This is a genomic window from Qipengyuania algicida (assembly GCF_009828025.1).
Lineage (GTDB): Bacteria > Pseudomonadota > Alphaproteobacteria > Sphingomonadales > Sphingomonadaceae > Qipengyuania > Qipengyuania algicida.
Genome location: NZ_WTYA01000003.1, coordinates 43,534 through 65,591 on the forward strand (window position 1 = coordinate 43,534; position 22,058 = coordinate 65,591).

Consider the following 22,058-nt stretch of genomic DNA (forward strand, 5'->3'; position numbering starts at 1 on the left):
ATGTCGGCGTTTCGCGCCAGATCCTGAATGTTTCAGGCAGGCGCTCCTCCTTCCCTTGTCACAACGGACTCGTTCGTACCGCCCCTTCGGGCGTTGCGGCAAACGTAGCCGGCCGTGCGGGAGCCATCCCGTCCGGCCATAGAGAAGGAGTATGGCATGGATCGTTCGCAGAAAGCCGATTCGGTCGCCCAGCTCAACGAAGTCTTCAGCCAGGCAGGCGTGGTAGTCGTCACCCGCAACCTGGGGCTGTCGGTGGCGCAATCCACCGAATTGCGCTCGAAGATGCGTGAAGCCGGTGCGTCCTACAAGGTTGCGAAGAACCGTCTCGCCAGGCTCGCCCTGAAGGACACCGATTACGTGGGGCTCGACGAGTTCCTCACGGGTCCGACCGCCCTCGGTTATTCCGAGGATCCGGTTGCCGCGGCCAAGGTCGTGGTGGACTTCGCCAAGACCACCGACAAGCTTGAAATTGTCGGCGGTTCGATGGGCGCGCAGAAGCTCGATGAAGCAGGGGTCAAGGCGCTCGCCTCGATGCCCAGCCTCGACGAACTTCGCGGGACGATCGTGGGCCTCCTCAACGCGCCGGCGACAAAGGTCGTCCGCACGATCAAGGAACCCGCGGCACAACTCGCTCGCGTATTCGGGGCCTATGCGGCCAAGGAAGCGGCGTAAGGTTCGTTCGCGTCAGAACATATTTGCAATCCATGGGGCACAACCCGTTTCGGGACCGCCCCGCCACATATTTGGAGTGAAACATCATGGCCGATATCGCCAAGCTTGTTGAAGAACTTTCGAAACTGACCGTCATGGAAGCCGCTGAGCTTGCCAAGGCGTTGGAAGAAGAGTGGGGCGTGAGCGCCGCTGCTGCCGTGGCCGTTGCTGGCCCCGCCGCTGGTGGTGACGCCGGTGCGGCTGCTGAAGAGCAGACCGAATTCGACGTCGTGCTGACCGGCGACGGTGGCAAGAAGATCCAGGTGATCAAGGAAGTCCGCGCCATCACCGGCCTGGGCCTGACCGAAGCCAAGGCTCTCGTCGAAGGCGCGCCGAAGGCCGTCAAGGAAGGCGTCAACAAGGCCGAAGCCGAAGAGATCAAGGGCAAGATCGAAGCCGCTGGCGGCACCGTGGAGCTCAAGTAAGCCTCACCGGTCTTACTGCAAGACAATCGGAAGGGCGGTACCGCAAGGTGCCGCCCTTTTGCTTTGCGAGTCCTGACTATCTCGCTGCGTCGGGCTTCCCATCAAGACAGATCGTCTCGCCGGGTTTGGGCGTCGCCTGCGGGTTGATCCCTTCAAGGTAGATCAGCGTCTCGGCGTCCTTCTGGCTCAGCCCCATGGCCGAGGCGTGGGTCATCAATTGCGCGATGGTAAAGCCCTTCCCATCCGCACCCTTGGGAACGGTCAGCAATGTTCCTGCGCATTGCGGCTTGCCGTTCTTCCGCGCAGTGCAGGCCGTGGTTACGAGCACGATGCCGATTACGAGAGCGAACGCAGCTTTCTCCGGCATCCTAGATATCGTCCGCGCTGGTCAGTTCGCGCCGGTCGAGTTCGCCGGTCATGTGCGCCACCGTCACCGCTACCGCCGCATCGCCGCTGACATTTGTGGTGGTTCGCATCATGTCCATGATCCGGTCGACCCCAGCTACGAAGGCAATCGTTTCCAGCGGCACACCGACCGCGCCGAACACCAGTGCCATCATGATCAGCCCCGCGCCGGGAATCCCCGCAGCCCCGACTGCACCGAGTGTCGCGAGGATCGAGATGAGGAAATACTGTCCCCAGGTCAGGTCCACCCCGAAAACTTGCGCGCCGAACAAGGTCGCCAGGCCCAGGTACATCGCGGTGCCGTTCATGTTGATCGTCGCGCCGAGCGAGACAACGAAGCTGGCCACCGAATTCGACACGCCGAGGTTGCGCTCCGCGCAGCGCAACGTCACCGGCAATGTCGCATTTGAGCTGGCGGTCGAATAGCTGACCGCCATCGCATCGACGATACCGCGGAAGAAGTCGACCGGCGAAAGCTTGGCCATGAACTTGATCATGGCGGAATACATGATCCCGATGATCAGCAGGCAGCCGACGTAGTTGAGCGCAACCAGCTTGGCGAGCGCAGTCAGCGCATCGAAGCCGAGCGTGCCTGCGACCCACGCCATCAGCGCGAACACGCCGAACGGGGTGAGCTCCATCACCACCATGGTGACATGCTGCATCACGACTGCGCCCGAATCGAAAATTTTCTGTACCGGCCCGCCCTCTTCCTGGGCCATCAATATGCCCACGCCAATCAGCAGCGAGAACACGATCAGCGGCAGGACATTGACGTCCGCCATCACCTGCACCGGGCTTTGCGGTACGATGCCGAGGATCATCGAGCGCCATGTGGCCTCGTTCGGCGTCGGCGTCGGCCCGAGATCGAGCCCGGCGGTGTTTACCCCGATCCCCGGCTGGATGACCGTGCCCAGCAGCAGGCCGAGCCACACGGCAATCTGGCCGGTCACAACGAACAACAGCAACGCTCGCCCACCGACCGCGCCGAGTTTGCGCAGGTCGCCGATTGCGGCGACGCCGGAAACCAGGCTGAAGAATATCAGCGGCACCACCAGCATCTTGATGAAGGCGATGAACACGTCGCCAATAATCTTGATGCTTTCGGCCCCAGGGCCCCAGAACAGCCCAACGGCGATGCCCAGAACCAGCGCGGCAATCACGCGCTGCCACAAGGGAATGGCGAACCAGCGTTTCAACATATGCGTCCCCTCAGACGATTATCAGGCGCCCAGCGCCGAGCGCGCAATCTGCGCATAAATGCGACTTAGCGTATCGAGGTCGGCAATGGCCACCGCCTCGTCGCGTTTGTGCATGGTTGCGTTGACCAGCCCGAATTCGATCACCGGGCACACGGCGCGCAGGAATCGCGCATCCGATGTGCCGCCTGTGGTCGAGGCTTCAGGTTCGATCCCGGTTTCGGCCTTCACTGCCTGCGCCACCAGCGCGGAAAATTCGCCCGGCGGTGTCAGAAACGGCTCGCCCGAGATCACCGGACGCGCCTCGCCGCCATGCTTGCGGGCAATGGATGTGATCATCCCGGCAAGTTCGGCTCCGCTGTGTGTATCGTTAAAGCGGATCGAGATGCGCGCCTCGGCGCGGCCGGGAATGACATTGTGCGCCGGGTTGCCGACATGAATGTCGGTGATTTCCAGATTGGAGGGCTGGAACCAGTCGGTCCCCTCGTCGAGCACCAGCGCTTCCAGTTCGGCCAGCATCGCAACGAGGCGCGGAATCGGATTGTCCGCCAGATGCGGATAGGCAACGTGGCCCTGCGTGCCGTCGACGCTGAGCCAGATATTGACCGATCCGCGCCGCCCGATCTTCATCATGTCGCCGAGGCGGTTGACGCTGGTCGGCTCACCGACGAGGCACAGGTCGGGCTGGTGCCCGTGCTCGCGCATGAAGTCGATCAATGCGCGCGTGCCGTAGACCGCCGGGCCTTCCTCGTCCCCGGTGATGATGAAGCTGACCGTGCCCGCATCCTGCGGAACCTCCGTCATCGCCGCAACCATGGCCGCGATCGAACCCTTCATATCGACTGCGCCGCGCCCGTGGAGCAATCCTCCGCGTATCTCCGGCTCGAATGCCCCGCTCGCCCAGCCTTCGCCCGGCGGCACCACGTCGAGATGCCCCGCAAAGGCGAAGTGACGCGATCCTGCCGGTCCATGGCGAATGGCGAAGCAATTTTCGACCGGACCGTCGGGAGCTTCGCCGACAACGAACCGATGGACGGTAAAACCCAGCGGAGCGATTATCGTCTCGAACGCGTCGAACACAGCGCCTCGCGCCGGGGTAACACTAGGCGCGGCGATCAGGCGCTTGGCGAACTCAAAAACTTCGGTCATCCTGTCCCGGCTAGCAGGAGAGGACGCCATGCCAAAGCTCGATCTTGAATCGATCCCGCAGACCAATGCGACAGGCTATCCCGCGCCTTTCGACGCGGAGGTCGAGGGACGCTGGTATCGCCGCCTCGCGCGGCCTGCGGGCCTCACGAAAATGGGTGCGAGCCATGTCGTGCTGAAACCCGGCGCCTATTCTTCGCAACGCCACTGGCACCGGGAGGAGGACGAGCTGGTGGTCATGGTGAGCGGCGAAGCCGTATTACTTGAGGATGATGGCGAGACAGTCGTGAAGCCGGGGGACGTGCTGGCATGGCGTGCCGGGATCGAAAACGGTCACCGCCTGCACAATCGCGGCGAGAGCAACTGCGTGTTCGTGGCGATCAGCGCCGGCGATAAAGACAGGGACTCTGGCGAATATCCCGATATCGACCTCGTCTTCGATCCAGACGGGTATGCCCGCAAGGATGGCACACGCTATCCCTCGCGCCGTACGCCCTAGCCGATCGACTTCGTCCCGTCGGGCGCCATTGCCTCATCGAGCAAATGCGCAAGTCTCAACCCGGCTTGCTCGATCCGCTTGCGGGCGACCGGAACCGCTTCCGTAATCGCCTGCTGGGTCAGCTTACCTTTATCGGGCATAGTGCCTGCGCCCGGCTCCCGACCGAAAGCATTGCGGTAAACGAAATCCTTGGTGATTTCCCAACTCTCGCGGCCCCAGTCGGCCGGTGTCCCGCCCGCAAGCCTTGCTTTCTCGGCTTTGGAATATCTGCGCACCAGCGAAGGGCCGGACGTGATAGCCCGCTCGGCCAGCGGGTTGTCCCAATCGTAATGAAGGTTGGCACCTTTCACGATTCCGTAATCGACATGGCGTGTGTTGCCGCCCTTGTCGTCATCATCGCCCGAATGCAGCGGCATATGGATGTCGCCGGTGAAGTGAACGAGGAACGCCAGCGCTTCCAGCCGGACATTGGCAGGCAGGCGCTTGTCCGCCAGCAGCGCGTAATTGCGCGTGATCTGCGCCGAGACGCAGGCTTCGCCCGGACAGTTCTTACGCGCATTGTAAGGCTGGTCGACCGGCTCGGTCTGGTAATGCCACGAGAAAGTATAACCCCAGCGGGTCGGATCGTTGCGAATGCAGTCCGGCCATACCGATGCCTGCGCCAGATCATGGATCGGACACTTCGGCGTGCCCAGCAGCGGGTCCGCGCGATACAGCCTGTCGATCGCCTTGCGTGTCGACGGCTTAATGTTGGCGAGCGCAATCCGCGCGATCGTCTGGTGCCCGAAGAAACCCCAGGCCATCGCGACCTGCGGCGTCAGGAATAGCGATGCGGCGGCGATCCCGGCGATCAGGCGGGCGAGGTAGATTCGTATTGCGCGATGACCCATTCTTCGTTTTCCGAGGCGGCGATCCATTGTTTCATCCAGTCGTGCTCCCAAACCGCTTCCATATAGGCGAGCGCGAAGCCGGGGACGGGGATCTGGTAGCTGATGAAGCGGCTGACGACTGGCGCATAGACGATGTCCGCCGCGCCGAAAGTGCCGAACAGGAACGGGCCGCCGGCACCGAAGCGTGCGCGAGCCTCAGCCCACAGGCCGAGTATGCGCACAATGTCGCGCTTGGCCGCGTCGGTCAGTTGCACACCGTCGAACCGGCGGCGCACATTCATCGGGCATTCGCTGCGTAGCGCCGCGTAGGAGCTATGCATTTCGGCGACTATCGAGCGGGCCATGCCACGCGCTGTATCGTTTTTCGGCCAGAAGCGGTCGCGGCCGACCTTGTCGGCGAGATATTCGAGGATCGCGAGACTGTCCCACACCACCGTGTCGCCATCCCACAGGATCGGCACCTTGCCGCTCGATGGCTGGAGACCGCCATCCTCCTGCTTCACCGCCTCCCATTCCTCGCCGTAGAGCGGGACGATGATTTCCTCGAACCCGATGCCCGATTGCTTGGCCGCAAGCCAGCCGCGCAAGGACCAGCTGGAGTAATTCTTGTTGCCGATGATGAGTTTCATGCGCCGCTACCTTGCTTATTATGGCCGCGCCTATAGCCTCCGCCCGTCGCTGTCGAGCCGCAGCTTGGGCGCTTGTCCGGTAAAATCGCGACGTTACAAGGCTGGCCATGAGCCTGCGCCCATTCCATCTTGCTTTCCCGGTCGACGATCTTGCTGCTGCGCGCGCCTTTTATGGCGGAGTGCTGGGTTGCCCCGAAGGTCGCAGCAGCTACGAATGGATCGATTTCAATTTCTTCGGCCATCAGATCGTTGCGCATCTCGCGCCGGGCGAAGCGGGCGACCGGACCAGCAACCATGTCGACGGCCACGGCGTGCCGGTGCCGCATTTCGGCGTCGTGCTGGCAATGGAAGACTGGCAGGCGCTGGCAGACAGGCTGGAGACAGCCGACATCGACTTCGCGATCCCGCCGACTATCCGCTTCAAGGGCGAACCGGGCGAGCAGGCGACGATGTTCTTTCGCGATCCCAGCGGCAATGCGCTGGAGATCAAGGCGTTCGAAAATCTCGCCAGCCTGTTTGCGCGTTAAGCTTCGACAATTTAGCCTCAATGGCAAAGTAAGGCTTTCCCCCAATAGTTGTTCAAATACGGGACGATGCGGTTATCGATATAGCGGGTGCCGATAAGCGGGATTAAGCGAACGCAATCAAATGTCGCAAAGGTCTCCCATCATGAAACTGCGTACCGCTTTCACCGCCGCACTGCTCGCCGGACTGGCTCTCCCGACCGCCGCCAACGCTGCGGTCAAGATTACCAATATTGCCGGCAATCCCGGATTCGAGACCGGCAAAATCATCTATTTCCCGGGCGGAATCGGCGGCAATGCAGGCACCACCAGTGCGAATGTGTATGTTGGGGGCATGACCCTGAAAGGCGTCGATACAGCGACCAACGATCCGGTCAGCTTTGACACCTACTGCATCGACATTCTCAACTATTTGCATACCGGCAGCTTCAACGCGCAAGCCTTTGCCCTGTCGGACCTGACCAAGCAGACCCAGATCGAGGCGCTGCTGAGCAATACCGCAGGCTATATCGCCAGCGCAGCCACGTTGGGCCAGCAAAAGGATATTTCCGCCGGGATCCAGATGGCGGTGTGGGAAATCGCATTCGAGAACGGCACCAGCAATTACTCGCTCAGCAGCGGCGATTTCCGCATGGGCAATTACGGATCGGTACAGTCTAACGCCATTGGCCTTGGCCAGTCCTATCTCGATAACCTCGGCAGCTGGTCTGTACTGCCCGGCTTCCAGTTCGGAACGCTGACCTCAGCCAAGGGCGCGAACCAGTCGCAGATCTACTTCAACCAGTCCGCCGTGCCCGAGCCGGCGACCTGGGCGCTCATGATCCTCGGTTTCGGCATGGTCGGCGGCGTCCTGCGCAAGCAGCGCAAGACGACCAACCTCGCTTTCGCCTGATCAGATCGCAAGAAAACACAATGCGGGCTCCGACGTTTTGTCGGGGCCCGTTTTTCATGCTGGTATCGGGTTCAGACGCCTGCGTCGGAAAGCACGGCAGCGCGCAGAGCAGCGATGCCCATGCCCTTCTCCGCACTTGTCACATGCAGCACCGGGTACGCCGCGACATGCTTTTTCGCCTCGGCCTCTGTCCGGGCGACGACTTCGGCAAGTTCGCTCGCCTTGATCTTGTCCGCCTTGGTCAGCACCACGCGATAGCCGACCGCCGCCTCGTCCAGCATCTTCATCATCTCACGGTCGACATCCTTTGGCCCGTGACGCGCGTCCACCAGCACCAGCGTGCGCGCCAGCACATGTCGCCCGCGCAAATAGGTGCGCACCAGCTGCTTCCATCGCTCAACCACTTTTACCGGTGCCTTGGCAAAGCCATAGCCCGGCATGTCGACGAGCCTCAGCTGCGTTGGTTGCCCGACCTCGAAGAAATTGAGTTCCTGCGTGCGACCCGGCGTCACCGAGGCACGCGCGATCGAACGGCGACCGGTAATGGCGTTGAGCAGCGTGCTCTTGCCCACGTTCGAGCGCCCGCAAAAGGCGATCTCCGGCACATCGGGTTCGGGCAGGAACTTCAATGCGGGGGCCGACAAAAGGAAGTCCACGCGGCCAGAGAACAGCGCCGCAGCGCGCCGCTCCTCGGCTTCGGCAGCGCGGCGCTCCTGCTCGGCGGTGGATGCCTCGGTCACGTCAGTCTGCCGCGGCCTTCACCGCCTTGCGCTCTTTCTCAACCGCTGCGCGCAACTGCGGATGGCGCGAGTAGAGATATTTCTGCTGGGCAATGGTGAGCAGGTTGCTGGTGGTCCAGTAGAGCAGCAGGCCTGCGGCGAACGGCGCCATGACGAACATCATCATCCACGGCATGATCGAGAACATCTTCTGCTGGACCGGATCAGCCGGAGCCGGGTTGAGGCGGAAAGTGAGCCACATGGTGAAGCCGAGCAGCAATGCCAGTACGCCGATCGCCAGGAAGCCGGTCGGGTGGAACGGCAGCAGGCCGAACAGGTTCAAGACCGTCGCCGGATCGGGCGCGGACAAGTCCCTGATCCACAGGATGAAGGGCTGGTGGCGCATTTCAATCGCCAGGACGAACACCTTGTAGAGCGCGAACAGTATCGGCGCTTGAAGCAGCATCGGAAGGCACCCGGCGAGCGGATTGACGCCTTCGTCCTTGAACAGCTTCTGCATCTCCTGCTGCTGCTTCATCTTGTCGTCTTTGTACTTCTCCTGGATCGCCTTCATGCGCGGCTGGATCGCTTTCATCGCAGCCATGGAAGCAAACTGTTTCTGTGCAATCGGGAACAGCGCCCCGCGCACGATCACCGTCAGCAGGATGATCGCCACGCCGAAATTGCCGGCGAGATGGAACAATTGGTTGAGCAACCACAGGAACGGTTGTTCGAACCAGCGGAACCAGCCCCAGTCGATGGCCAGATCGAACTTCGGAATTCCGGCCTTTTCATAGTGCGAGAGAATGTCGCTCGCCTTGGCTCCGGCAAACAGTTGCGTGGTAACAGAGGCCGCCCGGCCTGCGGGAACCGAAATCGGCGAATAGACCAGATCGGCGCGGAAGAGATTGTCGCCCAGCCCACGGAAGTCGGCCTTGGCTTGAGCCCCGGCCTGCGGGACGAGCGCGCTCAGCCAATAGATGTCGGTAAAGCCCATCCAGCCGATCTTGCCGGTTGGCGATGAAACCTGCCCTGCGCCAAGGTCTTTGTAATCGACGTCGTAGTCGGCCGCATCATTGAACATCCCGATGGGACCGGAATGCGCAATCCACAGGTCCTGGCTCGCGTTGCGGTCGGTGCGATTGATCAGTGCGAACGGCTGCACCACCGCATTGGTCGATCCGCTGTTGTCGACTCTCTGATCGGCATGGATCATGTAATCCTTGTCGATGGACAGCTTGATCGACAGGCCGATGCCGTCGGGGCCCTGCCGGTGCAGGGTTACCGGCGTCGTCGGGGTAAGCCTGGTACCATCGGCCTGCCACTTGCCAGCAGGCAGGCGCTTGCCGTTCAAGAGGAAGCTGAACTCAGCGAACTGCTGCGCGGGCGTGCCTTGCGGCGAAAACAGCCGGACCGGCGGCGAGTTCTTGTCAACCGTCTCGCGGTAGTCCTTGAGCACCAGATCGTCGATCGTGCCGGTGTCGAGGTTGATCGACCCGGCGACACGCGGCGCATCGATCGGGATACGGTCGGGCGAGGCCAGCGCGGTCTTGAGATCGGCCTTCTCCAGCGCGATCTGCTTAGGATCCATCAGGCCACCGGCACGCGAATGCGCTATCTTGGCGGTATCGACCGAAGCGGGGCTGTCACCGGGTTGCGGCGATCCGACGTCAGGTTGGCCGCTCGCTTGCGCAGTGGCGGTTGCGGGCGGCGTTGCCGGTTGCGGGTAGAGATAGCGCACGACCGCATCCCAACCGAATAACAGCATGAACGACAGAGCCGCAGCGAGAATGAGATTGCGTGAATTGGTCAAGGAATTCTCTTCCGTCGGTGGTCCGGATAATCTGGCTAGGTGTATTATAATGTCAAGACAGTGGCAGTCACGGAACGGGGTCGAACCCGCAACCACCCCATGGGTGGCAGCGCATTAACCGCTTAAACGCCAGCCATCCACCCTTGATCGCGCCATATTTGGTGATCGCCTCGATCGCGTATTCGCTGCAACTGGGCGAATAGCGGCAGGAGGGCGGGAGAATCCGGCTCGGGCCGAGCTGCCAGGCACGCGCGATCCAGATAAGCGGATGTTTCACCGGCGTGGGCCTCTGCCGCGACGCGGTGGATCGCCCTTGCCTGCCGCAGCGCGCGAAAGTGCGGCATCGAGTTCCCCCGCAAGCGCCTGAAAATCGCGTTCAATCCCACCTTCGCGCCCGATCAGCACATGATCGTGATCGCTTAAACCACGATCCGGCAAGGCACTGCGCAAAAGTTCGCGAAACCGACGTTTCATCCGGTTGCGTACCACGGCATTGCCAATTTTCTTGGTAACGGTGATGCCGTAGCGTGTGCCCCGACCGCCGTTGGGCATCGTCAGCAGCACGAAACCGTGCCGCGCCACACGCAAACCGCGATTGGCAGCGAGGAAATCGGCGCGTTTGCGCATCACAGAAATAGATTCGCTCACAGATGTCTCATACGCCAAACGGGCCCCCACCGGGAGCCCGCAAAGCCGATTGGCCGTCCGCAACGCCGCAGGGCGCGAGGAGGTCGCACGCGCGGATGCGCGTGCGCATGTCAAATCAGGCGCAGAGTGTCTTGCGGCCGCGCTTGCGGCGAGCGCGCAGAACCTTGCGGCCACCGGGGGTAGCCTTACGTGCAAAGAAACCGTGGCGACGAGCGCGCACGAGGTTCGAGGGCTGGAAAGTCCGCTTCATCGGGCGATTCCTTGTTTAAATCCATTTGCGATGCGCATTCCGGCTTACCCGATATGTCGCACCAATAAAAAGGGCCGTCCGTCGCCGAACGACCGCATTTGCAGCGCGCGCATAGGCAAGTCCATGCCCGCGGTCAAGTGATTCCCTGCCTCGCTGCGTGCCCGCCGCATGCCCGATCGAACATGCACGCACTCGACACAAGAGTTGTAAGCCGCCATGTAATCGCCGGGAAAAAGAGCCGCAACAGCAGGCTCTTGCACGAATGGGGGTCGTATCAATCATGGTCGCGCTGGTGCAAACCGTCGCTTATCTCGGGCTGGAGGCGCGCGGCGTCGAAGTACAATGCCAGGTTGCCCCCGCCTGCCGCGGTTCGCCATCGTCGGCCTGCCCGACAAGGCCGTCGGAGAAAGCCGCGAACGGGTGCAGGCGGCCCTTTCCGCGATGTGTCTGGCGCTGCCGCCCAAACGGATCACCATCAATTTGTCACACGCAGACCTGCCCAATGAAGGCAGCTATTACGATCTGCCGATCGCGCTGGCTCCGCTGGCAGCGTTAGGCGTTACCGATGCCGAGCAACTGGGTGATTTTCTCGCGGTAGGCGAGCTTTCCCTCGATGCGCGAATCGTCGGCTCGCCAAGGCCCGCTCACTCCAGACCTCGCGTATCGAGATGACCAATGCACGGAGCAACGCCGAGCTTGAAGGCGAGGCGCTGGAGCGCGTCGCAACGCCCGACAAGGCGGGTCAGCAATTGCTGATGCAAGCCGCTGCTGTGATGCGACTATCGGCTCGCAGCTATACGCGCACGCTACGGGTATCGCGCATGATCGCCGATCTGGCTGGAGTCGACACGATAGGCCGAGTGCATGTGGCCGAAGCGCTGAGTTACAGGCGCCAACCGCCCCGCGCATGAAGGTCTGGATGCCCTCGCCTCAGACTGTGCGTTCGTCGCGATAGAAAGGTCCATCACCCGCACTCGTTACTCGTTACGCGCTCCGCGCTCCGTGCTCCGTGCTCCGTGCTCCGTATGGCTGGATAATAAACTGGCGCTGCGTGATGCTTTGCGGCGCGATTGTCCCCAAAGGCGAGCGATCCGACGCGCCATCGAAAACGGCACTGATATTCGGGAACTATTGCCTGATCTAACAGGTGGTGGCGCAGCCAGTCGCTTTCCCGGCTCGACAAGCCCCTGAAAGCGGCTCGTGAAGCGATTTCGCTCATATCGTCTACTGGTGATGCAATCGAATTGCAGAGTCTGGCGACACCATTGCCAAGGTATCGGCAAGATCGGAACGAAGCCATGGTCCGATCTTCAACGCCCATTGATCTCGGCTTAGATCAGCAGAAACAACACTAACAGAACCAGCAGCAGCGCCGCCGCATCGAGCGCGCAGAGCGCGAGCAGCGGGCACCGGGTTACATCGATATTGGCTCTCTCCACCATCTCTCTCCAATGCAGATCCGTCGTTTCGCGGATTAGTCATTGGCAATGTTCTACCACAGCGCTGCCATGCTGAAAAGGTCTTAGACAGCGACCGCCATTGAGAAGCCCGCGATGGTCCGAAGCAAAGGAAAGAGGCGCTACCGCAATGACGGCAGCGCCCCTATTCATACGCTGTGAAGCGCGTTTACTTGACCAGTTCGACCTGTTCGAATTCCAGTTCGACCGGGGTCGCGCGGCCGAAGATCGAAACCGACACCTTGACCTTCTGCTTGTCGAAATCGAGCTCCTCGACCAGCCCGTTGAAGCTGGCGAAGGGACCGTCGAGCACCTTGACCTGATCGCCGATCTCGTAGTCGACGCTGACCTGCTTCTTGGGTGCGGCCTTGGCCTCTTCGACGCCGCCGAAATAGCGCGCGGCTTCTTTCTCCGAAATGGCTTGCGGCTTGTTGTTGGTGCCCAGGAAACCGGTCACCTTCGGAGTGTTCTTGACGAGGTGGTAGATGTCGTCGGTCATCGCCAGCTTGGCCAGCACGTAACCGGGCATGAACTTGCGTTCGATCTGGACCTTCTTGCCGCGCTTGATTTCGGTCACGGTTTCGGTCGGAACTTCGACCTGCTCCACACCGTCGGACAGGCCCAGCCTTTCGGCCTCGGCGATGATCGCATCGCGAACCTTGTTCTCGAACCCGGAATAAGCGTGGATGATATACCAGCGTGCCATACGAATGAATTATCCTGTCAGATGCGGGGCAGCGGCGATCAGGCGAGGCTGAGCAGCCAGCTGACCACGGCGCTGAAAAGCGAATCGACACCGAGGAAGAACAGCGACAGGATCAGCATCATGATGAAGACGAAGATCGAGGTCTTGATCGTCTCCTCGCGCGTCGGCCAGACGACCTTGCGCGTTTCGGCGCGAACCTGATTCAGGAACTCGGCCGGCGATGTCTTGCGGGTCTTTTCGGCCATTGAATTTATCCCTGCGTCCTACGTGCGTGTCCAATTACCGCTCATCGATGGGGTCTGCGCCGCCCCGGATCAAGTCCGGGAGGGCTGAAAACGGTCCGGCGATGCTCGGAAAGCGGGCGCAGCTTTAGGCGGGCACCGCGTCAAAGGCAAGACGATGTTCACAAGGTACTGCGATTCCGCCGCCATTCCCGGCGGCGAAACCGCAAATGCCAAACCGGTTGAGCGTTACCGCGCGCCGAACAATCGTTCGAGGAAGCTGGGCCGTTCAATCGGCTGGATCGGACCATGCACCAGCCGACGCATGCCCGAATCGCTATAGCCGCGCGGTTTGGACCAGCGATCGGGGGAGCTGCTGTGAAAGGGTAGGTTGGACATGATCGACCTCTAAGCAATGCGGACCGCACCGCCATCCCCATTCAAACTCTCGGAGAGTCCAACGGGTTCCGGGCCTCGCGACCACACGTACCACATCAGGACGAGGCAGGCGAAAGGCATCAGGTTGAGCCCGAGCGGCAAAGCCGCCGCACGCGTGGCGAAGGGCGCAAAGAAGAGCGCGACAAGAACGAGCTTCTCGTATGGCCTGAATCCACGCGCGAGGCCCTGCTCCACCAACCACAGCGTCGGCATGACTAGAAACGGAAGATCGTAGTTGAACAGATAGGGAGAGGCGATTCCCGTAGCGGCAAGAACCAACGCACCACTGCCGCGCCAGTCATTCCCGAATCGCCGCCATGCGAGCAGCGCCACCGCCAGCATCGCCAACAGCACCAGCGCGCCCACGATCAGCGCGATCGGCTCGCCGAAATAGATCCGCGTCTGGGCATAAAAACTGCTTAGCCGCAGCAAAAAAGCTACCGGTGCATAAGTCATGATCGCCCGGCTCGCCGCCCAACTTTCCGGGTAGGCCAACATCGTCTTGCTGCCGAACGCCGCCCAGCTTGCCAGCACCAGAATGACGATGCTGGCTGACGCCGCCGCAAATACAAGCCAACGCCGCCCTGTTGCGAGCCAGAACGGAAGAAGCAAAGCCAGATGCGGCTTGATCAGCAAAGTCCCGATCGCCGCACCCGAGGCCAGCGGGCGGCGATCGAGCCGAGTTGCTGCATAAACCAATGCGGCACCGGTTACGAAGCCGGCCTGCCCGTGGATCGCCTCGACCAGTGCGCCGGGATAGATCAGCACCAGCAGCCATAAGCGCGGAAAGGCACGGATGCTGACCCACGCCCACAATGCGAAGCCCAGCACCACCCATGCAAGCCATGCCGCCGGATAGGGCAGCATCCCGAACGGCGTCGCCATGAACAGGAACGGTGGTGGATTGACGAAGGCGAAATAATTGGTCGAGGCGGTTGCTGTCTGGACCTGTTGCTGGACCGCCAGATCGTAAGCAGCAGCCGGATTGCCCGCCGCGGCGACATGGCCCGCGCCCCAAAAAGCGAGAAAGTCGCTGCCGACCGGGCCGATAGCGTCGCGATAGGACAGTGCGAAAATGGCGAGCGAAGCGATCCCGATCAGCACTGCATATCCACGCACGCGCCCCGAATCGAGCCAGCGCGCCTCGCGCAGGAAGTCGATCACTAGTTCCATTGCGCAGATTGCCTACCGCGCGCTGCACGTGCCCGCCAGCAGGCGGAGCCGCTGGATTGGGGAAAATGGTCGGCTCGTCGAAGGAAATGGCAGGGGTGACAGGATTCGAACCCGTGGCCCTCGGTTTTGGAGACCGATGCTCTACCAGCTGAGCTACACCCCTGCAGCAGGCCGCGCCCCTAGCTGCACCGGACGGGCTTGGCAAGGTGGCGTCAAACCAGATTGCAACTTGTTGCGCCACGGCTCCCAATACCCCAAACGGTCACCAAGATGCATTCGCCCGCCCGCCCCGTTGACCGCATACCGCCCGAGCTACTGCTGCGGGCCTATCGCGCGGGCATCTTCCCGATGGCCGATTTCCGTGACGATCCAGAGGTTTTCTGGGTCGAACCGCGCGAACGCGCGATCATTCCGGTCGATGGCTTCCACCTGTCGCGCAGCCTTGCCAAGACTCTGCGGAGAGACCGGTTCTGGGTCACTTGCGATGCCGATTTTGCCGGAGTTATCGCAGCCTGCGCCGCCCCGCGCGAAGAGCTGGCCGAAAGCTGGATCAGCGAACGAATCGAAGCGAGCTATCGCGATCTGTTCGCGAGTGGTCATGCCCATTCGATCGAATGCTGGAGCCAGGACCAAGCTGGCGAACAGCAACTCGTAGGCGGCCTGTACGGCGTAGCCTTTGATCGGGTGTTTTGCGGCGAAAGCATGTTCAGTCGTGCGACCGATGCCAGCAAGGTGGCGCTCGCCTGGCTGGTGGCCGGACTAAGGCAGGCAGGTTACCGATTGCTCGATTGCCAGTTCATCACCGATCACCTCGCCTCGCTCGGTGCGGTGACGATTGCTCAGCAAGACTACCTTAAACGAGTCCAGTCCGCGCAGGGAACCCCGCGATGCAGCCTGCCTCAGGCGCTGGGAGAGCTGGTGGATGCAGGCGAAGGCGACGAAGACGGTTTTGGTGCCGCTTCGCCGGGAAAACGCATCGAGCAATTCTTGACCCAGACATCGTAGATCGGGTTCTGAACGACATTGAGGCTGGGCGATTGCTTGAAGAGCCAGCCGGAAAAGATCTTGGCAAAATTTTCCGAATTGTGATTCTGGCGCACGAAGACCTGCACGAAGGCGCCGGTTTCCTCGGGCATTTCCCAGGGAGCGGTGTTCTCACAGCTCTCCAGCCGCACGATGACATCGCCGATGCGGCGCGTCTCGCCCGGTTTCATCTTGAGATCCTGCTCGATATTGTTGCGCTTGTTGAGCAGGCCGAGCGTGGCCACCCGATCCTTGAGCGGCGTACCGCCATTCTCACCCTCGGTTTGCTTGGGCAGCGGGGCCTGCTGCTCGATATCCTTGGGAATCGAGGTTTCGTCCGGGCGCGGCGGCGGCGGCGCCTTCGAACAGGCGGCCAGCAGCACCGGCACAGCAAGAACAGCAGCCCGGCGCATCGCCTTCAGGTGTCCGGGGACCAGGCTTCGTAATCGCCGGTCGCGCTCGCGCGCTGACCTCCGCGCTCCAACGCGCCGGCTGGGCGATAGGCGGCCTGCGTTCCGGTGGCGTTGGGCGAATAATCGGCTTCCCAGATATGTGCGGGCGGAAGATTGCTTTCGGGAACGCCTTCACCAGCACCATGCAACCAGCCGTGCCATTCGGCGGGAACGCGGCTGGCGTCGTTCGATCCGTTATAGATCACCCAGCGCCGTTCACGGCCGTCGCCCTTGGCCTTGGACCGATAATATTCATTGCCCTGTGCATCGGTGCCGACCTGCTCGCCATGGCGGGCGGTGAACAGCGAAGTGCCGATGGTCGCACCATCCCACCAGGTGAAGATCTTTCCGAGAATGCTCATGCGATAAGTCCCATGGGCGCGCGCCTAGCCGATTAGTGAGCGATCGCCAAGCGCCGAGCGCAGAATTGCGCCTTTCCTCGAACACCTATCGGTGCGCGGCGTGCCTTGGCCTTCGTTGAATGCGTGATTTCTCGCGATCGGCATTATTCCCGCACCTCGGCAACCCATTGATCGAGTTCGCCGAGTGTTGCGGCATCGATTACCACAACGGCAACCGACAGATCGTGACCGGCGCGAAGCATCGCGGCCACCTGTTTATCGCGCTGCTTGCGACGTTCGAGCGAGTCCCCGTCGTTTTCGTGGGCGGATGCCGCATTGTATGGCCCGAACCGGCGACGACGGGCATAGGCGATCGCAGCCTCGCGCCGCTCGGCTTCGCCAGGGTCCACCTCGGCACGCAGATCGGGTGCGATCCCGGCTGCGGTCAGCGCCTGCCCGACCCGTCGCGCGCCATATCCGCGCTGCAACAATCCGCGCGCCTTCGAGCGTGCGTAGCCCGCATCATCGACATACCCTTTGTCGATGAACCGCGTGACGACGGCGACGATATCAGGCGGTTCCCCACCTTCCTGCTCATCCACGTAGCCGCGTTCCCGCAGTTTGCGCTCGAGGTAGGCATGAAGCTTACCCGACGAGGTCGCAAAACGCGCCACATAAGCCAGAGCTAGCTCCTCCATCCGCGCGGGATCGAGTGGCTGGGGTTTGCGTTTTGCACGACGTCTGGAGTAAACGGGCTGGCTCATTTGCCATATTCGTGCCACAAACCTTATCAAATGGGAAAGTTTGATGACCTGAGCCGGAGGAACGGCATAAATGGGACATTTGGGGGCCACCGCCAAGGTACAGAAGAAAAACGGGTATCGCTTTAGCCTATGACCGACGCCGTACTGACGCCGACGCCGAACGATTGTGATCTGCCACGCCGCAGGTCCGACTTCTCCACGTTCTGCGAGGCAATCGACTATGCCGCCTTGAGCGCCAAGGGGCTCAATTTTCACGACATGCGTGGACAACTCGAGAGGGCTTACCCTTTCGCCGAGATGCGCGAGGATGCACTGGCCATGGCCCGACGCCTGGTTGCCCATGGCATTGCCAAGGATGATCGCGTCGCACTGGTGGCCGAGACCGGACCGGAATTTGCGGCGCTGTTCTGCGGCTGCGTCTACGCCGGGGCATGGCCGGTGCCGCTTCCGCTGCCGACGACTTTCGGCGGCAAGGAAAACTATATCGAGCAGCTTGCCGTCCAGCTTCAGAGCTGCGACCCGAAAATATTGCTCTATCCCGCCGAAATCGCCGAGATCGCCGACGCTGCCGCACAGCGTCAGCAATGTGAGGGCATGAGCTGGGAGGATTTCTCGGAGATCCCCGCCACACCCTGCGATCTGCCGCAATCCTCGCCGGACGACATCTGCTACTTGCAATATTCCAGCGGCTCGACCCGCTTTCCAACCGGCGTTGCCGTGACGCACGAAGCGTTGCTGCACAATCTCTTCGGCCATGCCACGGCAATGGGCCTTGGCCAAAACGATCGCGTTGTCAGCTGGCTGCCCTGGTATCACGACATGGGGTTGGTCGGCTGCTTCCTTTCGCCGATTTCCAATCAAGTGAGCTGCGATTACCTGCGGACTGAGCACTTCGCGCGACGTCCGCTGGCCTGGCTGGACCTCATCAGCCGGAACACAGGCAATACGCTCAGCTATTCGCCGACTTTCGGTTATGACATCTGCGCGCGCCGGATATCCAGCCAGAGCAATGTTGCCGACCGTTTCGACCTGTCGCGCTGGCGCACGGCGGGCAATGGCGCGGACATGATCCGGCCCGACGTCATGCAGAATTTCGTCAACGCTTTCGCCGGTGCCGGGTTCAAGGCCAAGGCGTTCACGCCAAGCTATGGTCTCGCTGAATCGACTCTGGCGGTAACCGTTATGCCGCCCGGAGAAGGCATTCGCGTCGAGCTGGTCGAAGAAGAGCGCCTTTCGGGCCAGCCGCGTTCGCTCGACCGACCCGCACGCTATCGCGCGATCGTCAATTGCGGCAAGCCGCTTCCGGGTATGGAAGTGGAAATTCGCGGCGAGGCCGGACAAATCAAGGGCGATCACCAGATCGGCAAGGTCTGGTGCCGCGGCAAGAGCGTGATGCATTCCTACTTCCGCAATCAAGAAGCAACCGACGATTGTCTGGTCGATGGCTGGCTCGATACCGGCGATATGGGCTATATGGCCAAAGGCTATCTGTTCATCGTCGGGCGGGCGAAGGACATGATCATCATCAACGGCAAAAATCACTGGCCGCAGGATATCGAATGGGCGGTCGAGCAGCTGCCCGGCTTCAACCACGGCGACATCGCCGCTTTCGCAGTCGAAACCGAAACCGGTGAGGAAGCACCGGCGGTGCTGGTGCATTGCCGCGTCTCCGATCCCGAGGAGCGCATTCGCCTGCGTGACGAGATCGCTGACAAGGTGCGCTCGGTCACAGGCATGGCCTGCGTGGTCGAGTTGGTGCCACCCCGCACCTTGCCGCGCACGAGTTCGGGCAAGCTAAGCCGGGCCAAAGCCAAACGCCTGTATCTCGCTGGCGAGATCGAGCCGATCAAGCTGCCTGTCGCCGCCTGAGATCTGTTCTATCGTTTCAGCGGGAACCATCACGGCTTATATCAATTGTTAAAGCCAGGTGGATTATAAGGCAGGGCATGACGGAAGCAGTAAACCTGTCAGGCAAGCGAATATTGATCGTCGAGGATAACGCTCTGCTGGCGTTCGAAATCGAATCGATTGTCGAGCAATGGGGAGCGATTCCGGTCGGCCCGGCGCTCGACCTCGCGACAGGCTTTGCATTGTTGGAAAGTGCCAGCATCGACGGAGCGTTGCTGGATATCAATCTGGGCGATGAACAGGTCTGGCCGCTCGCCCAGTCCCTGAATGCGCGCGGCATTCCGATCGTGTTCGTCAGCGCCAATTGCAGCGATGTGGATTTTCCCGAACATTTGAGCGTCTGCGCGAAGCTCGACAAGCCCGCCCAGAGCAGGGCTATCGTCGATACTCTCTCCTGCGCAATAGCCTGACTTGCTAGTCCGCTGCGGCCCGGCAAATCATGTCGGCAAACTCACGCAAACCCTTGAAGCCTGTGTCTTAGATATCTAATACAGGGTAATGTGAGGGGCTTCGGCCCGCAACGGGAGTGCGAGCGTCCACATGAGCGAAACCAAAACCACCACCGCCACCGCGACGGACCTCGAGCTGACGCCGCCCGATCCTGTGCCACAGGTCGCCCCGGAAAAGGCGTCAGGACTGGTTCCGGTGTCTGACGAGGTCAAGACCAAGCTCCAGACCAAGGTCGATGCCTTCGTCAACGAACTAGTGGCGCAGGACGCGAATTCGCCCGAATTCGGCAAGAAGGTCGACCAGCTGACCAATATGGGTCGCAAGGAAATTGCCAATGCCGCGGGTCAGTCGAACCGCTTTCTCGACCGACCGGTACGCGCGATGGACAAGGATGAAGGCGTCGGCGCCAATCTCGCCGAGCTGCGCCGCGTGGTCGAAGATCTCGATCCGGGCAAGCGGGGCAAGCTGTCGGGCACTCGCAAGATCCTTGGCATCATCCCTTTCGGCAACAAACTCACCAATTATTTCCGCAGCTACCAGAGCGCGCAAACGCATATTCAGGATATCCTGACCCACCTTGCCAGCGGCAAGGACGAACTGCTGATGGACAACGCCGCGATCGACGTCGAGCGGCAGAAGTTGTGGGAAGCGATGGGCAATCTCGAACAGATGGTCCATATTTCCAAGGCGCTGGACGAGAAGCTCGAGGAGAAGGCCGAGGATCTCGACGCGACCGATCCGGCCAAGGCCAAGGCGATCCGCGAAACCGCACTGTTCTACGTCCGTCAGCGCACGCAGGACCTGCTCACACAAATGGCGGTCAGCGTACAGGGTTATCTCGCGCTGGATCTGGTCAAGAAGAACAACGTCGAACTGGTGAAGGGGGTCGATCGCGCCAGCACCACCACCGTCGCTGCGCTGCGCACCGCAGTGACCGTGGCCGAGGCGATGACCAACCAGCGGCTGGTGCTTGGGCAGATCACCGCGCTGAACGAAACCACTGCTGGCATCATCGATTCTACCTCAACCATGCTGCGCGACCAGACCGGCAAGATCCATCAGCAGGCCGCCGCCAGCACGATCCCGCTCGAAACGCTCCAGCGCGCCTTCCAAAACATCTATGACACGATGGACGAGGTCGATGCGTTCAAGCTGAAGGCGCTCGATTCGATGAAGCAGACGGTCAACACGCTGTCCAACGAGGTCGAAAAATCGCGTGGCTACATCGCACGCGCCGAGGGCCAGTCGCAGGCACAAAGCCAGGTCAGCGAATCCAACCTGCTGACTGCGGAGAGCTGAAATGCCTGACCTGACCCGCGAGAGCGATCGCCTGCTCGAGCAAGGTCGGGCATTGGTCCGCGACAACCGCGAAGGCGGCCGACATCGGCGTGCCCCGTCGATCGGCAAGGGATCGGCGCAACTCAAGCGCAACAACCTTATCGCCCGCCTGCGCAACGTCATTCTGGCGATTTTCGCCATTTGGGTGGCAGGCGGCGTGCTCGGCGCAATCCTTAACGGCATCGGTATCCTCGGTGTCCTCGCCCTGATTGTCGCCACGATCGTCGCGGTCGGGATTTTCGGCAATTTTCCGCGGCTCAAGACACCGAAGCGGGCTGACATTACGCGCGGAGACGACGTGCAGAAGCTCGTCGGTCGGACCGAGCTGTGGCTCGAGGCGCAACGCCCCGCCCTGCCACCGCCGGCCGCCAAGCTGGTCGACACGATCGGGGTTCAGCTCGATGGTCTGGGGCTACAGCTCGAAGGGCTCGACCAGCGGCATCCCAAGGCGCGGGAGATCCGCAGCCTCGTGGGCGAACAACTGCCCGAAATGATCGACAGCTATCGCCGCATTCCCGCCAATCTGCGACGTGAGGAGCGCGGCGGGTCGACCCCCGACGATCAACTGACCCAGAGCCTTGGCACGATCAGCCATGAAATCGATTCGATCACCCGCCAACTCGCCGAGGGTTCGCTCGACGATCTGGCGATCAAGCACCGTTATCTTGATTACAAGTTCGGCACCGCCGACGACGGCGCACCCGTACTGGAGGACAAGAGCTGATGCGCGTGCCCATCGCCCACCAATTGCCGCGCGAAGAAGTGCGTCGCCGCTTGCATTCGCGCAGCCATGAAATCAGCAATTTCATTCCTGGCGGGATGGCACAGGTTGATACCGCGTGGCCCGATGAAGATACGATGACGCTGGCAGTCAAAGCCATGGGCCAAGGCATTACCGGACGTGTACTGATCGAGGAACACCAGGTGGTTTTCGAGGTGGATTTGCCTGCCGCTCTGTCCTTCGTTGAACCTATGGTTGCCGGCGCGATCCGCGAAAAGGGGCAGAAACTGCTCGAAAAGAAATAGAATTTTTCCGG

The 22,058-nt window shown here is 61.4% G+C and carries 30 protein-coding genes, 1 tRNA gene and 1 pseudogene; 13 read left to right on the plus strand and 19 right to left on the minus strand.

Annotated features, from left to right (window positions below):
- Window positions 1-156: 156 nt before the first annotated feature.
- Window positions 157-672 carry a 50S ribosomal protein L10 gene (rplJ, locus tag GRI58_RS04845; RefSeq protein ID WP_160752458.1) on the plus strand — a complete coding sequence of 172 codons (516 nt, stop codon included), beginning with the start codon at window positions 157-159 and terminating at the stop codon, window positions 670-672.
- A gap of 86 nt (window positions 673-758) precedes the next feature.
- Window positions 759-1,136 (plus strand): 50S ribosomal protein L7/L12, encoded by a 378-nt coding sequence (gene rplL / locus GRI58_RS04850; protein WP_160752459.1) that lies wholly within the window; start codon window positions 759-761, stop codon window positions 1,134-1,136.
- A 76-nt stretch (window positions 1,137-1,212) separates the two neighbouring features.
- Here the strand turns inward: rplL and GRI58_RS04855 are convergent, their stop codons facing one another.
- The 3 genes from GRI58_RS04855 to dapE are packed head-to-tail and all read right to left on the minus strand — an operon-like array spanning window position 1,213 to window position 3,889.
- Entirely contained in the window at window positions 1,213-1,503 is a 291-nt protein-coding gene (locus tag GRI58_RS04855; protein ID WP_160752460.1) for a hypothetical protein, read from the minus strand.
- A 1-nt stretch (window position 1,504) separates the two neighbouring features.
- The gene (locus GRI58_RS04860) at window positions 1,505-2,743 is read right to left on the minus strand and encodes a dicarboxylate/amino acid:cation symporter (protein ID WP_160752461.1); all 1,239 of its coding nucleotides are present in this window, start codon (window positions 2,741-2,743) and stop codon (window positions 1,505-1,507) included.
- A 21-nt stretch (window positions 2,744-2,764) separates the two neighbouring features.
- The gene (gene dapE, locus GRI58_RS04865; protein WP_160752462.1) at window positions 2,765-3,889 is read right to left on the minus strand and encodes a succinyl-diaminopimelate desuccinylase; all 1,125 of its coding nucleotides are present in this window, start codon (window positions 3,887-3,889) and stop codon (window positions 2,765-2,767) included.
- A 28-nt stretch (window positions 3,890-3,917) separates the two neighbouring features.
- Between dapE and GRI58_RS04870 the strand changes: the two genes are divergently transcribed.
- The gene (locus GRI58_RS04870) at window positions 3,918-4,385 is read left to right on the plus strand and encodes a cupin domain-containing protein (RefSeq protein WP_160752463.1); all 468 of its coding nucleotides are present in this window, start codon (window positions 3,918-3,920) and stop codon (window positions 4,383-4,385) included.
- On the opposite strand, the gene GRI58_RS04875 is transcribed toward GRI58_RS04870, so the two are convergent.
- Entirely contained in the window at window positions 4,382-5,275 is an 894-nt protein-coding gene (locus tag GRI58_RS04875) for a S1/P1 nuclease (RefSeq protein WP_160752464.1), read from the minus strand. The genes GRI58_RS04870 and GRI58_RS04875 overlap by 4 nt on opposite strands.
- Window positions 5,236-5,904, minus strand: coding sequence for a glutathione S-transferase family protein (locus tag GRI58_RS04880; RefSeq protein ID WP_160752465.1), 669 nt, complete (start codon window positions 5,902-5,904; stop codon window positions 5,236-5,238). Before GRI58_RS04880 ends, GRI58_RS04875 begins: the two co-directional genes overlap by 40 nt.
- A gap of 107 nt (window positions 5,905-6,011) precedes the next feature.
- Between GRI58_RS04880 and GRI58_RS04885 the strand changes: the two genes are divergently transcribed.
- On the plus strand, window positions 6,012-6,431 hold the full coding sequence (locus GRI58_RS04885) for a VOC family protein (RefSeq protein WP_160752466.1): 420 nt from the start codon (window positions 6,012-6,014) through the stop codon (window positions 6,429-6,431).
- A 142-nt stretch (window positions 6,432-6,573) separates the two neighbouring features.
- Window positions 6,574-7,320: a PEPxxWA-CTERM sorting domain-containing protein gene (locus GRI58_RS04890; RefSeq protein WP_160752467.1), complete on the plus strand. Its 747-nt coding sequence runs from the start codon at window positions 6,574-6,576 to the stop codon at window positions 7,318-7,320.
- 71 nt (window positions 7,321-7,391) lie between these two features.
- Here GRI58_RS04890 and yihA read toward each other — a convergent pair whose 3' ends face one another.
- The 5 genes from yihA to rpmH all read right to left on the minus strand — a co-directional run bounded on the left by yihA (window position 7,392) and on the right by rpmH (window position 10,750).
- Window positions 7,392-8,060 (minus strand): ribosome biogenesis GTP-binding protein YihA/YsxC, encoded by a 669-nt coding sequence (gene yihA / locus GRI58_RS04895; RefSeq protein ID WP_160752468.1) that lies wholly within the window; start codon window positions 8,058-8,060, stop codon window positions 7,392-7,394.
- A 1-nt stretch (window position 8,061) separates the two neighbouring features.
- Window positions 8,062-9,852 (minus strand): membrane protein insertase YidC, encoded by a 1,791-nt coding sequence (gene yidC, locus GRI58_RS04900; RefSeq protein WP_160752469.1) that lies wholly within the window; start codon window positions 9,850-9,852, stop codon window positions 8,062-8,064.
- A gap of 67 nt (window positions 9,853-9,919) precedes the next feature.
- Window positions 9,920-10,129: a membrane protein insertion efficiency factor YidD gene (yidD, locus tag GRI58_RS04905; RefSeq protein WP_160752470.1), complete on the minus strand. Its 210-nt coding sequence runs from the start codon at window positions 10,127-10,129 to the stop codon at window positions 9,920-9,922.
- On the minus strand, window positions 10,126-10,479 hold the full coding sequence (rnpA, locus tag GRI58_RS04910) for a ribonuclease P protein component (protein ID WP_202386811.1): 354 nt from the start codon (window positions 10,477-10,479) through the stop codon (window positions 10,126-10,128). The genes yidD and rnpA overlap by 4 nt, the downstream gene beginning before the upstream one ends.
- Window positions 10,480-10,615: 136 nt before the next feature.
- The gene (gene rpmH / locus GRI58_RS04915) at window positions 10,616-10,750 is read right to left on the minus strand and encodes a 50S ribosomal protein L34 (protein WP_119514694.1); all 135 of its coding nucleotides are present in this window, start codon (window positions 10,748-10,750) and stop codon (window positions 10,616-10,618) included.
- Window positions 10,751-11,030: 280 nt separating this feature from the next.
- On the opposite strand from rpmH, the pseudogene GRI58_RS15910 reads away from it, so the two are divergent.
- Together GRI58_RS15910 and GRI58_RS15915 are read left to right on the plus strand one after the other, a co-directional pair.
- Window positions 11,031-11,386 (plus strand): annotated as a pseudogene (locus tag GRI58_RS15910) (magnesium chelatase domain-containing protein); the annotation flags it as partial.
- Between the two features lie 32 nt (window positions 11,387-11,418).
- A complete protein-coding gene (locus GRI58_RS15915; RefSeq protein WP_419957026.1) occupies window positions 11,419-11,661 on the plus strand; it encodes a magnesium chelatase subunit ChlI family protein in 243 nt (80 codons plus the stop codon).
- 53 nt (window positions 11,662-11,714) lie between these two features.
- Here GRI58_RS15915 and GRI58_RS04925 read toward each other — a convergent pair whose 3' ends face one another.
- From GRI58_RS04925 to GRI58_RS04945, 6 genes are all read right to left on the minus strand, one after another.
- Window positions 11,715-12,071, minus strand: coding sequence for a TauD/TfdA family dioxygenase (locus GRI58_RS04925; protein ID WP_160752472.1), 357 nt, complete (start codon window positions 12,069-12,071; stop codon window positions 11,715-11,717).
- A 305-nt stretch (window positions 12,072-12,376) separates the two neighbouring features.
- On the minus strand, window positions 12,377-12,913 hold the full coding sequence (nusG, locus tag GRI58_RS04930; protein ID WP_160752473.1) for a transcription termination/antitermination protein NusG: 537 nt from the start codon (window positions 12,911-12,913) through the stop codon (window positions 12,377-12,379).
- A 38-nt stretch (window positions 12,914-12,951) separates the two neighbouring features.
- A complete protein-coding gene (gene secE / locus GRI58_RS04935; protein ID WP_160752474.1) occupies window positions 12,952-13,158 on the minus strand; it encodes a preprotein translocase subunit SecE in 207 nt (68 codons plus the stop codon).
- 225 nt (window positions 13,159-13,383) lie between these two features.
- A complete protein-coding gene (locus tag GRI58_RS15405; protein WP_202386812.1) occupies window positions 13,384-13,533 on the minus strand; it encodes a hypothetical protein in 150 nt (49 codons plus the stop codon).
- 9 nt (window positions 13,534-13,542) lie between these two features.
- Window positions 13,543-14,745, minus strand: coding sequence for a glycosyltransferase family 87 protein (locus GRI58_RS04940; protein ID WP_160752475.1), 1,203 nt, complete (start codon window positions 14,743-14,745; stop codon window positions 13,543-13,545).
- Between the two features lie 87 nt (window positions 14,746-14,832).
- A tRNA-Trp gene (locus GRI58_RS04945) sits at window positions 14,833-14,908 on the minus strand.
- A 107-nt stretch (window positions 14,909-15,015) separates the two neighbouring features.
- Here GRI58_RS04945 and aat point away from each other — a divergent pair.
- Entirely contained in the window at window positions 15,016-15,750 is a 735-nt protein-coding gene (gene aat, locus GRI58_RS04950; RefSeq protein WP_160752476.1) for a leucyl/phenylalanyl-tRNA--protein transferase, read from the plus strand.
- Here aat and GRI58_RS04955 read toward each other — a convergent pair.
- The 3 genes from GRI58_RS04955 to GRI58_RS04965 all read right to left on the minus strand — a co-directional run bounded on the left by GRI58_RS04955 (window position 15,645) and on the right by GRI58_RS04965 (window position 17,325).
- Complete coding sequence (locus GRI58_RS04955; protein ID WP_160752477.1) at window positions 15,645-16,181, minus strand: DUF2155 domain-containing protein; 537 nt, start codon at window positions 16,179-16,181, stop codon at window positions 15,645-15,647. The two genes, aat and GRI58_RS04955, sit on opposite strands and share 106 nt — an antisense overlap.
- A 5-nt stretch (window positions 16,182-16,186) precedes the next feature.
- Window positions 16,187-16,582, minus strand: a complete 396-nt coding sequence (locus tag GRI58_RS04960) for an NADH:ubiquinone oxidoreductase subunit NDUFA12 (protein ID WP_160752478.1) — start codon at window positions 16,580-16,582, stop codon at window positions 16,187-16,189.
- Window positions 16,583-16,725: 143 nt separating this feature from the next.
- Complete coding sequence (locus GRI58_RS04965) at window positions 16,726-17,325, minus strand: regulatory protein RecX (RefSeq protein ID WP_160752479.1); 600 nt, start codon at window positions 17,323-17,325, stop codon at window positions 16,726-16,728.
- Window positions 17,326-17,454: 129 nt separating this feature from the next.
- Between GRI58_RS04965 and GRI58_RS04970 the strand changes: the two genes are divergently transcribed.
- From GRI58_RS04970 to GRI58_RS04990, 5 genes are all read left to right on the plus strand, one after another.
- Window positions 17,455-19,194 carry a fatty acyl-AMP ligase gene (locus GRI58_RS04970; RefSeq protein ID WP_160752480.1) on the plus strand — a complete coding sequence of 580 codons (1,740 nt, stop codon included), beginning with the start codon at window positions 17,455-17,457 and terminating at the stop codon, window positions 19,192-19,194.
- A 77-nt stretch (window positions 19,195-19,271) separates the two neighbouring features.
- On the plus strand, window positions 19,272-19,643 hold the full coding sequence (locus tag GRI58_RS04975) for a response regulator (protein WP_160752481.1): 372 nt from the start codon (window positions 19,272-19,274) through the stop codon (window positions 19,641-19,643).
- Window positions 19,644-19,773: 130 nt separating this feature from the next.
- Window positions 19,774-20,982 (plus strand): toxic anion resistance protein, encoded by a 1,209-nt coding sequence (locus GRI58_RS04980; protein ID WP_160752482.1) that lies wholly within the window; start codon window positions 19,774-19,776, stop codon window positions 20,980-20,982.
- A 1-nt stretch (window position 20,983) separates the two neighbouring features.
- Window positions 20,984-21,745 (plus strand): hypothetical protein, encoded by a 762-nt coding sequence (locus GRI58_RS04985; RefSeq protein WP_160752483.1) that lies wholly within the window; start codon window positions 20,984-20,986, stop codon window positions 21,743-21,745.
- Complete coding sequence (locus GRI58_RS04990; RefSeq protein WP_160752484.1) at window positions 21,745-22,047, plus strand: polyhydroxyalkanoic acid system family protein; 303 nt, start codon at window positions 21,745-21,747, stop codon at window positions 22,045-22,047. The genes GRI58_RS04985 and GRI58_RS04990 overlap by 1 nt, the downstream gene beginning before the upstream one ends.
- Window positions 22,048-22,058: the final 11 nt, after the last annotated feature.

Coding starts and splice junctions, on each gene's coding strand:
- GRI58_RS04955 (WP_160752477.1), bottom strand. CDS start 16,181: ATGCGCCGGGCTGCTGTTCTTGCTGTGCCGGTGCTGCTGGCCGCCTGT.
- rplJ (WP_160752458.1), top strand. CDS start 157: ATGGATCGTTCGCAGAAAGCCGATTCGGTCGCCCAGCTCAACGAAGTC.
- GRI58_RS15405 (WP_202386812.1), bottom strand. CDS start 13,533: ATGTCCAACCTACCCTTTCACAGCAGCTCCCCCGATCGCTGGTCCAAA.
- GRI58_RS04870 (WP_160752463.1), top strand. CDS start 3,918: ATGCCAAAGCTCGATCTTGAATCGATCCCGCAGACCAATGCGACAGGC.
- GRI58_RS04925 (WP_160752472.1), bottom strand. CDS start 12,071: ATGGGCGTTGAAGATCGGACCATGGCTTCGTTCCGATCTTGCCGATAC.
- GRI58_RS04960 (WP_160752478.1), bottom strand. CDS start 16,582: ATGAGCATTCTCGGAAAGATCTTCACCTGGTGGGATGGTGCGACCATC.
- aat (WP_160752476.1), top strand. CDS start 15,016: ATGCATTCGCCCGCCCGCCCCGTTGACCGCATACCGCCCGAGCTACTG.
- GRI58_RS04990 (WP_160752484.1), top strand. CDS start 21,745: ATGCGCGTGCCCATCGCCCACCAATTGCCGCGCGAAGAAGTGCGTCGC.
- rnpA (WP_202386811.1), bottom strand. CDS start 10,479: ATGCGCAAACGCGCCGATTTCCTCGCTGCCAATCGCGGTTTGCGTGTG.
- GRI58_RS04980 (WP_160752482.1), top strand. CDS start 19,774: ATGAGCGAAACCAAAACCACCACCGCCACCGCGACGGACCTCGAGCTG.
- GRI58_RS04965 (WP_160752479.1), bottom strand. CDS start 17,325: ATGAGCCAGCCCGTTTACTCCAGACGTCGTGCAAAACGCAAACCCCAG.
- GRI58_RS04875 (WP_160752464.1), bottom strand. CDS start 5,275: ATGGGTCATCGCGCAATACGAATCTACCTCGCCCGCCTGATCGCCGGG.
- GRI58_RS04880 (WP_160752465.1), bottom strand. CDS start 5,904: ATGAAACTCATCATCGGCAACAAGAATTACTCCAGCTGGTCCTTGCGC.
- GRI58_RS04940 (WP_160752475.1), bottom strand. CDS start 14,745: ATGGAACTAGTGATCGACTTCCTGCGCGAGGCGCGCTGGCTCGATTCG.
- GRI58_RS04855 (WP_160752460.1), bottom strand. CDS start 1,503: ATGCCGGAGAAAGCTGCGTTCGCTCTCGTAATCGGCATCGTGCTCGTA.
- GRI58_RS04860 (WP_160752461.1), bottom strand. CDS start 2,743: ATGTTGAAACGCTGGTTCGCCATTCCCTTGTGGCAGCGCGTGATTGCC.
- GRI58_RS04890 (WP_160752467.1), top strand. CDS start 6,574: ATGAAACTGCGTACCGCTTTCACCGCCGCACTGCTCGCCGGACTGGCT.
- rplL (WP_160752459.1), top strand. CDS start 759: ATGGCCGATATCGCCAAGCTTGTTGAAGAACTTTCGAAACTGACCGTC.
- GRI58_RS15915 (WP_419957026.1), top strand. CDS start 11,419: ATGACCAATGCACGGAGCAACGCCGAGCTTGAAGGCGAGGCGCTGGAG.
- GRI58_RS04885 (WP_160752466.1), top strand. CDS start 6,012: ATGAGCCTGCGCCCATTCCATCTTGCTTTCCCGGTCGACGATCTTGCT.
- secE (WP_160752474.1), bottom strand. CDS start 13,158: ATGGCCGAAAAGACCCGCAAGACATCGCCGGCCGAGTTCCTGAATCAG.
- nusG (WP_160752473.1), bottom strand. CDS start 12,913: ATGGCACGCTGGTATATCATCCACGCTTATTCCGGGTTCGAGAACAAG.
- GRI58_RS04985 (WP_160752483.1), top strand. CDS start 20,984: ATGCCTGACCTGACCCGCGAGAGCGATCGCCTGCTCGAGCAAGGTCGG.
- GRI58_RS04970 (WP_160752480.1), top strand. CDS start 17,455: ATGACCGACGCCGTACTGACGCCGACGCCGAACGATTGTGATCTGCCA.
- rpmH (WP_119514694.1), bottom strand. CDS start 10,750: ATGAAGCGGACTTTCCAGCCCTCGAACCTCGTGCGCGCTCGTCGCCAC.
- GRI58_RS04975 (WP_160752481.1), top strand. CDS start 19,272: ATGACGGAAGCAGTAAACCTGTCAGGCAAGCGAATATTGATCGTCGAG.
- dapE (WP_160752462.1), bottom strand. CDS start 3,889: ATGACCGAAGTTTTTGAGTTCGCCAAGCGCCTGATCGCCGCGCCTAGT.